Below are 15354 nucleotides of genomic sequence, written 5' to 3'. Positions count from 1 at the left end.
TTTTATTTACCAATTTCGTGACGTTTACGATATACCTCATACATTAACAAACTTGCGGCTACTGAAGCATTTAAGGATGTAACTTTACCGACCATCGGTAAAGTAATTAGGAAATCACACTTTTCACCAATAATACGACTCATACCTTTTCCTTCACTACCAATTACTAGTCCGATTGGCATATTACCATCTAAATTACGGTAATCTGTTTTCCCTTTGGCATCTGTACCAGCAATCCAAAGTCCGCGTTCTTTTAATTCATCAATTGTACGCGATAAATTTGTTACACGTGCAACAGGAATATATTCAATTGCCCCAGTCGACGCTTTCGCAACTGACGCTGTAAGTCCTACCGCTCTTCTTTTTGGAATAATAACCCCATGAGCCCCTGCTGCATCCGCAGTACGCATAATAGAACCTAAGTTATGTGGGTCTTCAATTTCATCTAAAATTAAGAAGAACGGATCTTCATTGCGTTTTTCTGCTAATTTAAACAAATCCTCTAACTCAGCATATTGATATGCAGCTACTTGAGCAATTACACCTTGATGATTTCCCTCAACCAATTGATCTAATTTCTTCTTTGGTGCGTGTTGCAAAATAACCTTATTCTCTTTTGCTAATGCTAGTACAATCTGCACTTGTCCTTTGGCAGCACCTTCTGCTACCAAAATTTTATTAATATCTCGCCCCGCTCTTAAAGCTTCAATTACAGGGTTACGTCCGATAATATATTCACTACTCATGATGATGTGCTCCCTTCCTTTTCGTCCAAAACGTCAATCGCCTTATATACAATCTCGTCCAATCTTTCACGATTATTCAACAAGTGATGATAACCGATTAGCGCTTCAAAGGCTGTACTGTGTCGATATGTTTGTACATCTGTATTTTTTGGAACAGTACCCGAATTCGCATTACGCCCTCTTCTTAATACCGCCTCTTCCTCTTCTGTCAAAAATGCCGTCTCTAATAAATGATAAACAACTTTCGCCTGTGCTTTTGCCGAAACAAAGCTCGTCCCTAAGCGATGTAATTGATTAGGGCGAACTTTCCCCTTTTGAAGGAGGTGATAGCGGATATATTGTTCGTATACCGCATCACCCATATATGCTAACGCTAAGCTGTTCAATTGCTTTGCATCAATCATTCTTATCCTCTTTTCCATCTTGTACCTTGAGCGGTATCTTCTAAAATAATATTACGTCCTTTTAAATCATCGCGAATTTGATCAGATAATGCGAAGTCACGATTTTGACGAGCTTCAATACGCTTCTGGATTAGTGCTTCAATTTCTTCATCAAGCAACTCTTCTTGCGCTAATTCTAATCCTAAAATACTAAATAATGTTTCAAGTTGTTTTACATACGCTTCAATTACAATTTTAGAAGTATGTTCTTCTAACAAATATTGATTTGCGTGATTTGCTACGTTATATAATTCAGTAATCGCATTAGCCGTATTGAAATCATCATCCATCGCTTCTTCGAATGCAACCTGGAACTTTTCCATTTCAGCTAACCATTTTTCATTATGGTCCGTTAAATCCGTACTACTTTCCATACGATGCTTTAAGTTACCGTAAGCTGTTTTAATTCTTTCTAGTCCATTATTCGTACTTTGCAATAAATCTTCACTAAAGTTAATTGGGTGACGGTAATGTACCGATAGCATAAAGAACCTGATTAACTGTGGATTATATTGTTTGATGATATCGTGAACTAAAATGAAGTTTCCAAGCGACTTAGACATCTTCTCGTTATTAATATTAATATATCCATTATGCATCCAATAACGTGCAAATGTTTTTCCTGTCAACGCCTCAGACTGCGCAATTTCATTTTCATGATGAGGAAATGCTAAATCTTGACCACCAGCATGAATATCAATTGTATCCCCTAAATATTTACGCGCCATTGCTGAGCATTCAATATGCCACCCTGGACGTCCTTTCCCCCAAGGGCTTTCCCAGAAGATTTCTCCTTCTTTCGCAGCTTTCCATAAAACAAAGTCAAGAGGGTCTTGTTTCTTTTCTCCTACTTCAATACGTGCACCGTGACGTAAATCTGCAATCGGTTGATGTGATAATTTACCGTAACCTTCGAATTCTTTCGTTTTAAAGTACACATCACCTTCTGATTCATATGCATACCCTTTATTCACAAGTTCTTGAATAAATTCAATAATGATATCCATATTTTCTGTTACACGTGGATGAACCGTTGCATGCTTGCAACCTAGTGCCGTTACATCTTCAAAGTAAGCTTCAACAAAACGATCTGCAATTGTTGGCACATCTTCACCTAATTCATTTGCCGCCTTAATTAATTTATCATCCACGTCAGTAAAGTTAGATACATACTGCACATCATATCCTTTATATTCTAAGTAACGGCGTACTGTATCAAATACCATAGGTGGTCTTGCATTCCCAATGTGAATGTAGTTATACACTGTAGGTCCGCACACATACATCTTTACCTTATTTTCTTCTAATGGCATAAACTCTTCTTTTTGACGCGTTAACGTATTATAAATGTGAATAGTCATTTTTATCCTTCCTTTCTACCTTTACTTCGAGTTGCTTTCTCAATTTATCAAGTTCTGCTTCCATAACCTTTAATTTATCAAAAATCGGATCCGGGAGATCAGAATGATTTAATTCTTGACCAATCTTTACTCCATTTTGAATAACGACTCGGCCAGGTATACCTACAACTGTAGAATGTGCAGGAACTTCCTTCAACACGACAGATCCTGCTCCAATTTTAGAATTCTCTCCAACAGTAATAGAACCTAGTACTTTAGCACCTGTTGCAATTAATACATTATCCTGAATTGTAGGGTGCCTCTTTCCTTTTTCTTTACCTGTACCACCTAATGTGACACCTTGATAAATTGTTACGTTTTCGCCAATTTCACACGTTTCGCCAATTACAACCCCCATTCCATGATCAATGAAAAAACGACGACCAATAGTTGCTCCTGGATGAATCTCAATGCCAGTAAAAAAACGACTAACTTGCGAAATCCAACGTGCCATAAAGAAAAAATTCCTTTTATAAAAAGCATGTGCAATTCGATGGCCCCAAACTGCATGTAATCCAGAGTAAGTTAAAATGACTTCGAAATAACTTCGTGCCGCTGGATCCTGTTCAAAAACGACTTCAATATCTTCCCGAAGCCTCTTAAACATCGATGTTCCCTCCCCTTTATGGGCTGCTTTTTTCGAGTGAACTAACTCCCCTAACTCCCCTAACTCTCCCTGAATCTTTATACAAGGGGATAAAACTTATACTCACACCCATTTACATGGTATAAAAAAAAGACGCCTCTGTCATATAGACAGAGACGCCTTTTAAGCGCGGTTCCACTCTGTTTAGGCTAAAGAAGCCTCAAACTCATCCATGATAACGGTTTACACCGCTTCTGTTTACTTTGCGCCCTAAGACGTTCCGCGAAATACTTCGCTGTTCAACAGAAGACTCGAAGGGGCATTTCAAAAATCCGCTTATAAACCACTTCCAGCCTAAGGGTGGTTCTCTCTGTAAAAAGCCTGATTTTCTACTTCTCCTTCTCGTCGCTTTTCCTTATTAGATTTTAGGTATACTTATTATATTGCTAAACCTAGAAAATGTTAACCAATTACTTTTTGAATACGATTTAAAACTTTTTCTTTTCCAAGAAGAGCAATAGCGTTAGGAAGCTCTGGACCATGTGTTTGTCCAGTAGTAGCAACACGGATTGGCATAAATAGGTTTTTACCTTTATGTCCTGTTTCCTTTTGAACTGCTTTAATAGCCGCCTTAACTGCCGCTGGCTCCATTGCTTCTAAAGCTTCTAATTGATCGGCAAATGTACGAAGTACTTCAGGTACTTGTTCACCCTTCAATACTTCTTGTCCCTCTTCTTCATGATCAACATGATCTTTAAAGAACATTTCAGAAAGCTCTACAATTTCAGCTCCAAAGCTCATTTGGTCATGATATAAAGCAATTACATCACGAACCCATGCTTGTTCTTGTTCACTTAAGTTTTCACCTACGCGACCCGCTTTCACTAAATGCGGTAAGCTTAGTTCAACAACCGTATCTAAATCTTGTTTTTTCATATATTGGTTGTTCATCCATTTTAGTTTTTGAGAATCAAATAATGCAGGTGATTTTGATAAACGAGCTGCATCAAACATTTTGATAAACTCATCTTGAGAGAAGATTTCTTCTTCACCTACTGGTGACCAACCTAGTAATGCAATAAAGTTAAAGATTGCTTCTGGAAGATATCCAAGCTCTTTATATTGCTCAATAAATTGAATAATAGATTCGTCACGCTTACTTAGCTTTTTACGGCTTTCGTTTACAATTAAAGTCATATGACCGAACTTCGGGATATCCCAACCGAAAGCTTCATAAATCATCATTTGTTTTGGCGTGTTTGAAATATGATCATCACCACGAAGTACGTGTGTAATCTCCATTAAGTGATCATCTACCGCTACCGCAAAGTTATAAGTTGGAATTCCATCTTTTTTCACGATAACGAAATCACCAAAATCATTTGAATGGAATGCAACTTCATCTTTTACGATATCTTTAAACGTGAAGTCGCTATCAGCCGGCACACGGAAGCGAATACTTGGAATACGGCCTTCAGCCTCAAATCCTTTAATTTGCTCCTCAGTTAAATCACGGTGGTTTCCTGCATAACGCGGTGTTTCACCACGAGCGATTTGTCCTTCACGCTCTGCCTCTAGCTCTTCTTCTGTCATATAACATTTGTAAGCTAAATCACGCTCTAATAAATCTTCATATAATTTTTTATAAATATCTAAACGCTCTGTTTGACGATATGGTCCAAATTCACCACCAACATCAACACCTTCATCCCAGTCCATACCGAGCCATTTCAAGTATTTTAATTGGCTTTCTTCTCCACCAGCAACATTACGTTTCACATCAGTATCTTCAATACGAATAATAAACTTACCATCTTGATGACGAGCAAATAAATAATTAAATAATGCCGTACGCGCATTTCCGATATGTAAGTGTCCTGTTGGACTTGGCGCATAGCGCACTCTCACTTGCTTTTCCATAGTTGGTACACCTTCCAATCTTAATGTCAACACATTCTATAATTGTACACCAAAAAAACGTGATTATCCATCTTACGAATTAAAAATCACTATTTTTTCTGTAATAAAACAACCGCTTGAGAAGCAATCCCTTCTTCTCTACCTGTAAATCCTAATTTTTCTGTTGTTGTTGCCTTTACATTAATATTATCAATAGACGTTTCTAGTAGTTCACTAATGCGTTTACGCATGCTTTCAATATGCGGTGCCATTTTTGGCTTTTGGGCAATAATTGTACAATCTAGGTTCCCTAGCTCATAACCTTGTTCACACACAAATTCCCAAACCTTTTGTAACAATACAGCTGAATCCGCATCTTTAAAGGCAGGATCTGTATCAGGAAAATGTTTTCCAATATCTCCTGCTGCAATTGCTCCTAGACATGCGTCAGCAATCGTATGTAACAATACATCTGCATCCGAGTGACCGATTAATCCTTTTTCATGAGGAATTGTAATTCCGCCGATAATTAACGGTCTACCTTCCGCAAATTCATGTACATCAAAACCTTGTCCAATTCGAAACATTCTTTACATCCTCCTCAATCTAAACTACTTTATGAATTCTATATTATATTGCTATCTCTATAAAGAAAAGCTCGGCAACTGCCGAGCTTTTCTTTACTATAATACCATCACTTCTATTTCTTCTGAACATGAAGGAAACTTTCAGCAATTAGTAAATCCTCTGGAGTCGTCACTTTAATATTATAGTAACTCCCCTCTACCACGCCTACTTGCTTCCCGACACGTTCTACGAGACTTGCATCATCTGTACCAAGAAAACAACTTTGCTTTGCACTTCTATGAGCTTCTAATAAAAGAGGAACAGAAAATCCTTGCGGTGTTTGAACCGCTTTAAGCTGAGAACGTTCTACCGTTTCAACAACAACACCCTGTTCTACTTTCTTAATTGTATCCTTCACTGGCACTGCACAAATGGAAGCTCCATATTTCTCTGCTACAGTTAATACATCTTGCATCATCTTATTCGTTACGAACGGGCGCGCACCATCGTGTACGAGAACATACTCAACTCCGCTCACATACTGAAGCGCATTATACACACTATCTTGTCTTTCAGCCCCGCCTTGAATAAATTGCACCTGCTTTTCAACCGGGTACTTCTGTATTAACTCCTCAAAATAAGGACGTTCCTCTTCGTTAATTGCCATGATAATACGTTTACATGCTTTATCTTTTTCAAAAGCACGTAATGTATGCACAATGATAGGTACTCCATTTATAAGTAAGAACAACTTGTTTTTACCAGCACCCATCCGTTTCCCTTGACCCGCTGCCGGAATAATTAATGTATACATATTAATAATCCTCTACTTATAATGCTTTTTCTAATAATTTACGTTTTGCGAAAATCATACGACCAGCCGATGTTTGCAACACACTTGTAACTAGTACATTAAGTTGCGAACCGACATATTCTCTACCGTCTTCTACTACAATCATCGTGCCATCATCTAAGTATGCAACACCTTGATTTTGTTCTTTACCATCTTTCACAACATAAACACTTAATTCTTCACCAGGGAGTACGACTGGTTTAATTGCATTTGCTAAATCGTTAATGTTCAACACTGTTACTCCTTGTAGTTCAGAAACTTTGTTTAAGTTGAAATCATTTGTTACAACAGTTCCACCAGTGATTTTAGCTAACTTTACAAGCTTGCTATCCACCTCTTGGATATCCTCAAAATCGCCTTCATAAATTTCCACCGGAATTAGTAGCTCTTTTTGAATACGATTTAAAATGTCTAATCCTCTGCGACCACGATTACGCTTTAAAGCATCAGAAGAATCGGCAATATGCTGAAGCTCTTCTAATACGAATTGTGGAATCACAATTGTTCCTTCTAAAAACTTCGTTTGGCAAATATCCGCAATACGTCCATCAATAATTACACTTGTATCGAGAATTTTCCAATGAGTTGTAGATTTTTCTACCTCTACCTCTTCGTTCTCGCTATTGTTTTTCTTCTTACCTCCGCGCTGGGGTAATGTAAATAATCCTAGCAATTCATTTCTCTTTTTAAATCCTACTTGGAATCCTAAATAACCAAGTAAAAGAGTAAAGAACACTTGTAATACTGTACTAATGACTGGAATCGTGAATTCACGAATTGGTATCAAAATTAAATATGCAACAATAAGACCAGAGATCAACCCTAATGTACCAAATAAAACATCCGCTACCGGTGCCTTTACAAGGGCTTCTTCGATATGTTTAATAAGTTGAACAATATAATCCACAAGCCAAAATGTTGTTAAAAATAAAATAATTGCACCAATAATTGCACGAACGTACGATCCCTCAAGCCAAGGAACAGCACCGACGTCCAATACATTAATAACTTTTGGGATTAGAAAAATCCCTAACGCTCCCCCGATCACTAAAAAGAAGAGCTGTACGATCCTTTTTAACATCCAACCACCTCCTACTCATTATTAACCATTGTTTTGCTAATCAAAACGCCGAATGCAAAAGCGGACGTGTTTTTTTTATATAAATAGTTTTATTTACCAATATACCATATCATATACCAAAAATGTTCTAGTGTCGTTATATTATGGAATCAATGTAATATTCTTAATTGTGTCTACTCATATAGAGATGCTCTTGAATTCTTTTTAGGCCCTCTCGTATTTTCTTCGCCCTAACTTCCCCAATTCCTTCCACATCATCCAATTCATTAATAGTTGCACGACAAACACCTTGTAGCGTTTTAAATCGATTAATTAAATTTTCAATGATAAGTGGTGGAACACGAGAAATTTTGCTTGCGATTCGGTATCCCCTCGGTGTCACGCTTTCTTCTAAGCTCATTTGCCCTGGATAGCCAAGCAATTTAACTAAATCGCTATCCTCTAAAAGCTGTGTATTTGCAAGATCTTGTAACTTTTTCAAAATTTGATGGTGATCCTGCGTTTTTTCTTGATAATAATCCTTAATTAATAACGCTGCCTCTGCTTCTAAGTCGGCTAGTAATTCTGTAAGTTGTAAACGAATTAACCTTCCTTCCGTTCCTAACTCATGAATGTAGCTCACTATTTCATTTTTAATACGCAGTACCATTTCAACACTATGTAAAACGTGAACTACCTCGGACATTGTAACGACCTCTTCAAATTCTAGAATGCCCAAATTCGTAATCCCATCATTCCATACAGCTTTATATTTTTCTAACGTTTGAATAGCTTGGTTTGCCTTTGTTAAAATTACACCTATATCTTTTAGTGTATAACGTAAGTTCCCTTGATATAGTGTAATTACGTTACGTCTTTGTGAAATAGCCACAACAAGGCTAGCCGTCTGCTTTGCTACACGCTCTGCCGTTCGGTGACGCATACCTGTTTCAATAGAATCAATGGATGGATCTGGAACTAATTGTGCATTTGCAATTAAAATTTTGCTCCCAGTTTCATTTAAAATAAGTGCCCCATCCATTTTTGCTAATTCATATAAACTAGCCGGTGAGAATGCACAATTAATGTGAAATCCTCCATCAACAATACTTTTAATCTGCTCATTATACCCAAGAACAATTAGCCCTCCAGTTTGCGCACGAAGTACGTTATCTATCCCTTCGCGTAGTGGTGTTCCTGGGGCAACGAGCTGTAGAATGTTAATCATACTTTTGACACGTTGCTTGTTTTCCTCCATAGCCTAGCCTCCTAATGTCAAACGAAGCGCCTCTCCTAAATTAGAAACACCTACTACCTCAATCCCATCTGGAATTGTCCATCCTCCCAAATTTTTTCTAGGAATAATAGCACGTTGAAATCCTAATTTTGCTGCTTCTTGTACACGTTGTTCAATTCTTGATACTCTTCTTATTTCTCCAGTTAGGCCTACTTCTCCTATTACCGCATCGGTTGGTGCAGTAGCTTTATCTCTGAAACTTGAAGCAATACTTAAGGCAACAGCTAAATCGATTGCTGGTTCATCTAATTTCAAGCCACCCGCGACCTTTAAATATGCGTCTTGATTTTGCAACAATAAACCTGTTCTTTTTTCTAGCACTGCCATAATAAGTGAAACGCGGTTATGATCAATTCCTGTCGCCATTCTTCGAGGATTTCCAAAACTAGTAGGGGAGATTAATGCTTGTATTTCTACTAAAACCGGTCTGGTTCCTTCCATTGAAGCAACCACTGTGGATCCTGCAACTCCAACTGGACGTTCCTCAAGGAAAATTTCAGAAGGATTTAGTACTTCTGCAAGACCTAGTTCCTTCATTTCAAAGATACCCATTTCATTTGTGGAACCAAAACGGTTCTTCACAGCTCGCAAAATACGATATGTATGGTGACGATCTCCTTCAAAGTAAAGAACTGCATCAACCATATGTTCTAGCATACGTGGTCCTGCAATTGCCCCTTCTTTTGTCACATGTCCGACGATAAAAATAGGAATCCCTTTCGTCTTTGCAAGCTTCATTAATTCCGCTGTACATTCACGTACTTGCGCTACACTTCCTGGGGCTGACGTCACTTCAGGTAAATGTATCGTTTGAATAGAGTCAATAACAACAAAAGCTGGATTCATCTCTTCAATGTGCGCTGCAATTCGCTGTAGATCAGTTTCTGCTACAACAAATAGATTACTACCCTTTACATGCAAACGATCTGCACGAAGTTTAATCTGCTTTGCTGACTCCTCGCCTGATATGTATAGTACATCATATGAAGAATCTGCTAATTGCGATGAAATTTGTAATAACAATGTTGATTTTCCAATCCCAGGGTCTCCACCAATAAGTACTAAAGATCCATCTACAATCCCGCCACCAAGTACACGGTTAAACTCTTGAAATTTCGTTTCAATACGCGCCTCAGAATTTGTTTCTACCTCTGTTAAGCGTCTTGGTTTTGTTACTTCTGATTGAATTGCATTGACATAATTAAGGCGCCTTGATGATACAACTGGTTCCATCTCTTCAACAAGCGTATTCCATTTACCACATCCAGGACATTTCCCCATATATTTTGGCGACTGATAACCACACTCTTGACATGTGAATTTTGTTTTCTTTTTAGCCATATCTTTTATAGTTCACTTCACTTTCATCTACAAACGTTTATCCTTCTCGTACAAGAAAGAGGGCTATCGCGTAGCCCTCTTTGTTTGTCTATACTTATTTTACCTTTTCCGCACTATGAATGACAAATGATTCTCCTTCTATATCAAAGATAACTTTTTGCCCTTTCTCAATAGCACCTTTTAACAGTTCTTCTGATAGTCTATCTTCTACATGTTTTTGAATTGCTCTACGAAGCGGACGAGCACCGTACTCTCGATCAAATCCTTTATCAGCAATTGCTGAAATTGCTCCTTCTGTTAAGTGCAATTCAATCTCTTGTTCTTTTAAGCGATTCACCAACTGATTCACCATAAGAGTTACAATTTCTTGAATATGTTTTTTCTCAAGCATATGGAACACGATAATTTCATCAATACGGTTTAAAAATTCTGGACGAAATGCCTTTTTCAATTCATCCATTACTTTACCTTTCATATCTGAATAATCGCGGCTCTCATCTTGTACGTTAAATCCAAGATGTTTATTACGTTTTAATGCGTCTGCACCAACATTAGACGTCATAATAACAATTGTATTACGGAAATCAACTGTACGTCCTTTAGAATCTGTTAAACGGCCATCTTCTAATACTTGTAGTAAAATATTAAACACATCCGGATGAGCTTTCTCTACTTCATCTAATAAGACAACTGAATATGGCTTACGACGAACTTTCTCTGTTAATTGTCCACCTTCTTCATATCCAACATATCCTGGAGGAGATCCAACTAAGCGAGAAGTAGAATGCTTTTCCATGTACTCAGACATATCGATGCGGATCATTGCATCCTCATCACCGAACATAGATTCCGCTAACGCCCTCGCTAGTTCTGTTTTACCTACACCAGTCGGTCCTAGGAAAATAAATGAGCCAATTGGACGTTTCGGATCTTTTAATCCCGCTCTCGCACGACGAACAGCTTTTGCCACAGCTACAACTGCTTCATCCTGCCCAATTAAACGATCATGTAAAATTGATTCCAAGTTTAATAATTTATCTGTCTCTGTTTGTGCAAGTTTAGAAACTGGAATACGTGTCCATGTGGAAACGACATTTGCAATATCTTCTACTGTTACTTCTGAGTTTTCTTGTCCTTGTTTCTCTTTCCACTGACGCTTTGTATCTTCTAACTTTTCACGTAAACGTTGTTCCATATCACGTAAGGAAGCAGCTTTTTCAAATTCTTGGCTCTGTACAGCTGCATCTTTTTCTTTTCTAATTTCCTCAAGCTTCACTTCAAGCTCTTTTAAGTTTGGCGGTGTTGTATAAGAACGTAAGCGCACTTTTGATGCAGCCTCATCAATTAAATCGATTGCTTTATCAGGTAAAAAACGGTCTGTAATGTAACGATCTGAAAGTTTTACAGCCGCATCGATTGCATCATCTGTAATAGATACGCGGTGATGCGCCTCATAACGGTCACGTAAACCTTTTAAAATTTGAACTGATTCTTCTAAGTTTGGTTCATCAACATGAATTGGTTGGAAACGTCTTTCTAATGCCGCATCCTTTTCAATATATTTACGATATTCGTCTAAAGTTGTTGCACCAATACATTGTAATTCACCACGTGCTAAAGATGGTTTTAAAATATTCGATGCATCAATTGCACCTTCCGCCCCTCCTGCACCAATTAACGTATGAAGCTCATCAATAAATAGAATGATGTTACCAGCTTGGCGAATCTCATCCATCACTTTCTTTAAACGATCCTCAAATTCACCACGATATTTTGTTCCAGCAACAACTGTACCCATATCTAATGTCATAACACGCTTATCTCTTAAAGTTTCAGGAACTTCATTATTTACAATTTGCTGTGCTAATCCTTCCGCAATTGCTGTCTTACCTACACCAGGTTCTCCAATTAATACTGGATTGTTTTTTGTTCTACGGCTTAACACTTCAATTACACGTTGAATTTCTTTACTACGCCCAATAACAGGATCTAAACGATTTTCACGTGCAACAACTGTTAAATCACGTGCTAGACTGTCAAGTGTAGGTGTATTCGCATTTGTTGATGAACCACCTTGGTGACCTGAACTAGCTTCATTACTTCCAAGAAGTTGTAACACTTGTTGCCTTGCTTTGTTTAGGCTTACACCTAAATTATTTAAAACACGTGCTGCTACACCTTCACCTTCACGGATTAAACCAAGTAAAATATGTTCTGTTCCAACGTAGGAATGGCCCAATTTACGAGCTTCGTCCATAGACAACTCAATAACTTTTTTAGCACGAGGTGTGTAATGTACTGTTTGAGAAGCTTCCGTTCCACGTCCAATTAATGCTTCTACCTCTTTTTGAACTTTCTCTGGACTTAATCCAAGAGCAATTAACGCTTTTGCTGCAATTCCTTCACCTTCGCGTACAAGCCCAAGTAAAATATGTTCTGTTCCAATATTATTATGCCCAATGCGAATTGCTTCCTCTTGAGATAAAGCTAATACTTTCTGTGCTCGTTCTGTAAATCTTCCAAACATCATAGAAATCGCCTCCTACTTGCGCTTAATTTTGTTCAATTCGTAATCGCTCACGGATTAAGGTTGCTCTTCGATAATCTCTTTCTTCTGGTCCTAGAGGTCCTCCTGCATATTGTTGCAAAATGCCCGGCTGAGTAAGAACCATTAACTCAGTTAAAATATTTCTCGATATACCTTGTATATATCCTAAGTCAATACCAAGTCGTACATCTGATAAGCAAGTAGCTGCTTCTGCAGATTGAATTAAACGACTGTTAGCTAGTATTCCGTAAGAACGATATACTTTATCTTCAAGCTCAATACTTGAATTTTGTACAATTAATTCTCTAGCCATTTTTTCTTGATGGATGATTTGTTGAATGACACTCTTTAAATCTGCAATAATATCTTCTTCTGACTTCCCTAGTGTCATTTGATTTGACACTTGAAATATATTACCTAACGCTTCGCTACCTTCACCGTATATTCCTCTTACTACTAGCCCTAATTTTTGAATTACTTGTATAATACGGTTAATTCTTTTCGTTAAAACCAGTCCCGGCAAATGAATCATTACCGAAGCCCTTAATCCTGTACCGACGTTAGTGGGGCAACTCGTAATATATCCAAGCGATTCATCAAAAGCATATTCAACCTGTTCCTCGATCCAGTTATCTATTTGATTGGCACTTTGAAGCGCCTCTGATAACTGTAAACCTGAAAATAGGCACTGAATCCTAACATGATCCTCTTCATTAAGCATGATACTTATATGTTCACTTTCTGATAGTAGGCATGCTCCGTATTCTGTTCCTGCAAGATTTGGACTAATTAAATGCTTCTCAACTAAAACTCTCCTTTGAAGAGGATTTAATTCATTCATTTTTAATAGTTCAAACTCCCCAAAAGGTTCTACAGGTTTATTTATAAACTTCTTCTTAAATAACTCATGAATCTGTTTAGCTTCTTCCTCGTTTTGCATAGTAGAGAATTGATATTTTTTAAAGTTACGAGCCAAACGAATTCGACTACTTAAAACAATATCAGAATCAGGGCCATCCCCCTTCATCCATGGACTAATCGCTTCATTCATAATTCTGTCCAGTGACATAGAACTATTCCCCCTCTCTATGCTCACTAAGCTGATTTACAAGACATCGAATTTTATCTCGTACTTCAGCCGCTTTCTCAAATTCCTCTTTCTGTACATATTGTTTCAGATTGAGTTTTAGTTCATCTAATTCTTTCTTTAAGTAGATATTTCCTTCTATACGTTCAGGAATTTTTCCACAATGATCTGTATGCCCACCGTGAAGACGTTTTAAYAATGGTTTTAAATGCCCCTTAAATGTATCGTAACAAGAAGCACATCCAAAGCGTCCCACTTTTGTAAATTGTTCATATGTCATCTTACAATTCGGACATCTTGATATATTTGTATCTGAAAATGCATCTTGCCCTTCTTCAAACATTGCTGGTTCACCATGCAATAATCCGGCTAATAGGTCATGGAATGAAAAATTAGACTGCGGTGATTGAAAGAAAGACGTATAGCCACTTTGTTCTGCACATTGCTCGCAAAGATGAACTTCCGCCTTTTTTTCGTTGATTACTTTTGTATAATGTAAAGTTGCTGGTCTTATATTACAGTTTTGACAAGTCATCGCTATCCCCCACCTTTACAACAGGAACGATCTATCTCATGATACTTTTCATACATTACTAGATTGTTCTCTTTCCTTAATCCATTTAGTAAAAGCACATGTCATCTTTCAAAATCCCTACAATATTAAACTGCATTATCTTAGTTATCATTCTTAACAAAAGTTATATTTATTTATATTTCAGTGTTCTTAACATTGCGCATAATATTCGAGCCCTAAGTTCATCTCGAGAAGGAACATCCATTAATAATACAGAACGATCTAGTACACTTAACATAAGTTTAGCTTCACGATTTGTTATAATACCCTCTTCTATTAAACGTATAATCATGCTTTCTGCATTTCCTTGTGCAACGCTATGATCAATCATATGAAGCATTTGATCAATAATGTCTATATCATCATGCAGTTTGACTTTTATAATGCGAATGTAACCTCCTCCACCTCGTTTACTTTCTACTACGAATCCTCTTTCTAACGTAAAACGGGTATTGATTACATAGTTGATTTGAGACGGCACACAATCGAATCGATCAGCGACCTCATTCCTCTTGATTTCAATCGCATTATTATTGCTTAAGTCAATAACTTGCTTTAGATATTTCTCAATGATATCAGATATATTTCTCATTTATCCGCCACCTTTATTGACTTTGACTATCTTTGACTTTAATTATATACGTATTAAAAAAATTTGCAACTCTTTTGCTTATTCACTATCCTAGCCACATTTCCCAGTCTTTAATCAAAAGGACGATTCTTTAAGTAAAGATTTTTTAAATTACTATGAATTATAAAAAGAAACACGAAAAAACACGAGTCATTTGACTCGTGTTTTAGTTGCTTGGCGACGTCCTACTCTCACAGGGACAAGGTCCCAACTACCATCGGCGCTAGAGAGCTTAACTTCCGTGTTCGGTATGGGAACGGGTGTGACCTCTCTGCCATCATCACCAAACTATTGAAGGCATATTCCTTCAAAACTAGATAAC

General features: G+C 37.5%; 14 protein-coding genes, 1 rRNA gene and 1 other annotated feature. All 15 genes read right to left on the bottom strand.

Translation table 11 applies throughout. The features are described 5' to 3' along the window. Window positions 1-2: 2 nt before the first annotated feature. The 15 genes from rlmB to rrf all read right to left on the bottom strand — a co-directional run bounded on the left by rlmB (window position 3) and on the right by rrf (window position 15320). Complete coding sequence (rlmB, locus tag AC1DTM_RS03280) at window positions 3-746, bottom strand: 23S rRNA (guanosine(2251)-2'-O)-methyltransferase RlmB (protein ID WP_016103299.1); 744 nt, start codon at window positions 744-746, stop codon at window positions 3-5. Further along, entirely contained in the window at window positions 743-1150 is a 408-nt protein-coding gene (locus tag AC1DTM_RS03275; RefSeq protein WP_002159611.1) for a Mini-ribonuclease 3, read from the bottom strand. The genes rlmB and AC1DTM_RS03275 overlap by 4 nt, the downstream gene beginning before the upstream one ends. Window positions 1151-1152: 2 nt before the next feature. Beyond that, a complete protein-coding gene (gene cysS, locus AC1DTM_RS03270; protein ID WP_016103298.1) occupies window positions 1153-2550 on the bottom strand; it encodes a cysteine--tRNA ligase in 1398 nt (465 codons plus the stop codon). Continuing rightward, complete coding sequence (gene cysE, locus AC1DTM_RS03265) at window positions 2531-3196, bottom strand: serine O-acetyltransferase (protein ID WP_016103297.1); 666 nt, start codon at window positions 3194-3196, stop codon at window positions 2531-2533. Before cysE ends, cysS begins: the two co-directional genes overlap by 20 nt. A gap of 148 nt (window positions 3197-3344) precedes the next feature. Continuing rightward, window positions 3345-3590, bottom strand: a binding site (T-box leader). 47 nt (window positions 3591-3637) lie between these two features. Beyond that, window positions 3638-5095 (bottom strand): glutamate--tRNA ligase, encoded by a 1458-nt coding sequence (gltX, locus tag AC1DTM_RS03260; protein WP_016103296.1) that lies wholly within the window; start codon window positions 5093-5095, stop codon window positions 3638-3640. 89 nt (window positions 5096-5184) lie between these two features. Further along, the gene (gene ispF, locus AC1DTM_RS03255) at window positions 5185-5661 is read right to left on the bottom strand and encodes a 2-C-methyl-D-erythritol 2,4-cyclodiphosphate synthase (RefSeq protein WP_002159614.1); all 477 of its coding nucleotides are present in this window, start codon (window positions 5659-5661) and stop codon (window positions 5185-5187) included. Window positions 5662-5774: 113 nt separating this feature from the next. Continuing rightward, window positions 5775-6455 (bottom strand): 2-C-methyl-D-erythritol 4-phosphate cytidylyltransferase, encoded by a 681-nt coding sequence (ispD, locus tag AC1DTM_RS03250; RefSeq protein WP_016103295.1) that lies wholly within the window; start codon window positions 6453-6455, stop codon window positions 5775-5777. Window positions 6456-6471: 16 nt separating this feature from the next. Then, the gene (locus tag AC1DTM_RS03245; RefSeq protein WP_016103294.1) at window positions 6472-7575 is read right to left on the bottom strand and encodes a PIN/TRAM domain-containing protein; all 1104 of its coding nucleotides are present in this window, start codon (window positions 7573-7575) and stop codon (window positions 6472-6474) included. Between the two features lie 163 nt (window positions 7576-7738). Further along, the gene (gene disA / locus AC1DTM_RS03240) at window positions 7739-8812 is read right to left on the bottom strand and encodes a DNA integrity scanning diadenylate cyclase DisA (protein ID WP_000392162.1); all 1074 of its coding nucleotides are present in this window, start codon (window positions 8810-8812) and stop codon (window positions 7739-7741) included. A gap of 3 nt (window positions 8813-8815) precedes the next feature. Beyond that, the gene (radA, locus tag AC1DTM_RS03235; RefSeq protein WP_002159617.1) at window positions 8816-10192 is read right to left on the bottom strand and encodes a DNA repair protein RadA; all 1377 of its coding nucleotides are present in this window, start codon (window positions 10190-10192) and stop codon (window positions 8816-8818) included. A gap of 94 nt (window positions 10193-10286) precedes the next feature. Then, on the bottom strand, window positions 10287-12722 hold the full coding sequence (gene clpC, locus AC1DTM_RS03230) for an ATP-dependent protease ATP-binding subunit ClpC (RefSeq protein WP_002063405.1): 2436 nt from the start codon (window positions 12720-12722) through the stop codon (window positions 10287-10289). A 22-nt stretch (window positions 12723-12744) separates the two neighbouring features. Next, on the bottom strand, window positions 12745-13809 hold the full coding sequence (locus tag AC1DTM_RS03225; RefSeq protein ID WP_002091490.1) for a protein arginine kinase: 1065 nt from the start codon (window positions 13807-13809) through the stop codon (window positions 12745-12747). A gap of 4 nt (window positions 13810-13813) precedes the next feature. Beyond that, the gene (locus AC1DTM_RS03220; protein WP_078174995.1) at window positions 13814-14362 is read right to left on the bottom strand and encodes a UvrB/UvrC motif-containing protein; all 549 of its coding nucleotides are present in this window, start codon (window positions 14360-14362) and stop codon (window positions 13814-13816) included. A gap of 169 nt (window positions 14363-14531) precedes the next feature. Next, window positions 14532-14993, bottom strand: coding sequence for a transcriptional regulator CtsR (gene ctsR / locus AC1DTM_RS03215; protein WP_002029353.1), 462 nt, complete (start codon window positions 14991-14993; stop codon window positions 14532-14534). A 211-nt stretch (window positions 14994-15204) separates the two neighbouring features. After that, a 5S ribosomal RNA gene (gene rrf, locus AC1DTM_RS03210) occupies window positions 15205-15320 on the bottom strand. Window positions 15321-15354 lie beyond the last annotated feature (34 nt).

The sequence above is a fragment of the Bacillus sp. P4_D3 genome (assembly GCF_056401855.1).
The sequence above is the reverse complement of the archived record's forward strand: the minus strand, read 5'-3'. Positions and strand labels throughout refer to the sequence as shown.

Bases quoted from the DNA above. Each gene is read 5' to 3' on its own strand.
- rlmB (WP_016103299.1), bottom strand. From the start codon at position 746: ATGAGTAGTGAATATATTATCGGACGTAACCCTGTAATTGAAGCTTTA.
- AC1DTM_RS03275 (WP_002159611.1), bottom strand. From the start codon at position 1,150: ATGATTGATGCAAAGCAATTGAACAGCTTAGCGTTAGCATATATGGGT.
- cysS (WP_016103298.1), bottom strand. From the start codon at position 2,550: ATGACTATTCACATTTATAATACGTTAACGCGTCAAAAAGAAGAGTTT.
- cysE (WP_016103297.1), bottom strand. From the start codon at position 3,196: ATGTTTAAGAGGCTTCGGGAAGATATTGAAGTCGTTTTTGAACAGGAT.
- gltX (WP_016103296.1), bottom strand. From the start codon at position 5,095: ATGGAAAAGCAAGTGAGAGTGCGCTATGCGCCAAGTCCAACAGGACAC.
- ispF (WP_002159614.1), bottom strand. From the start codon at position 5,661: ATGTTTCGAATTGGACAAGGTTTTGATGTACATGAATTTGCGGAAGGT.
- ispD (WP_016103295.1), bottom strand. From the start codon at position 6,455: ATGTATACATTAATTATTCCGGCAGCGGGTCAAGGGAAACGGATGGGT.
- AC1DTM_RS03245 (WP_016103294.1), bottom strand. From the start codon at position 7,575: ATGTTAAAAAGGATCGTACAGCTCTTCTTTTTAGTGATCGGGGGAGCG.
- disA (WP_000392162.1), bottom strand. From the start codon at position 8,812: ATGGAGGAAAACAAGCAACGTGTCAAAAGTATGATTAACATTCTACAG.
- radA (WP_002159617.1), bottom strand. From the start codon at position 10,192: ATGGCTAAAAAGAAAACAAAATTCACATGTCAAGAGTGTGGTTATCAG.
- clpC (WP_002063405.1), bottom strand. From the start codon at position 12,722: ATGATGTTTGGAAGATTTACAGAACGAGCACAGAAAGTATTAGCTTTA.
- AC1DTM_RS03225 (WP_002091490.1), bottom strand. From the start codon at position 13,809: ATGTCACTGGACAGAATTATGAATGAAGCGATTAGTCCATGGATGAAG.
- ctsR (WP_002029353.1), bottom strand. From the start codon at position 14,993: ATGAGAAATATATCTGATATCATTGAGAAATATCTAAAGCAAGTTATT.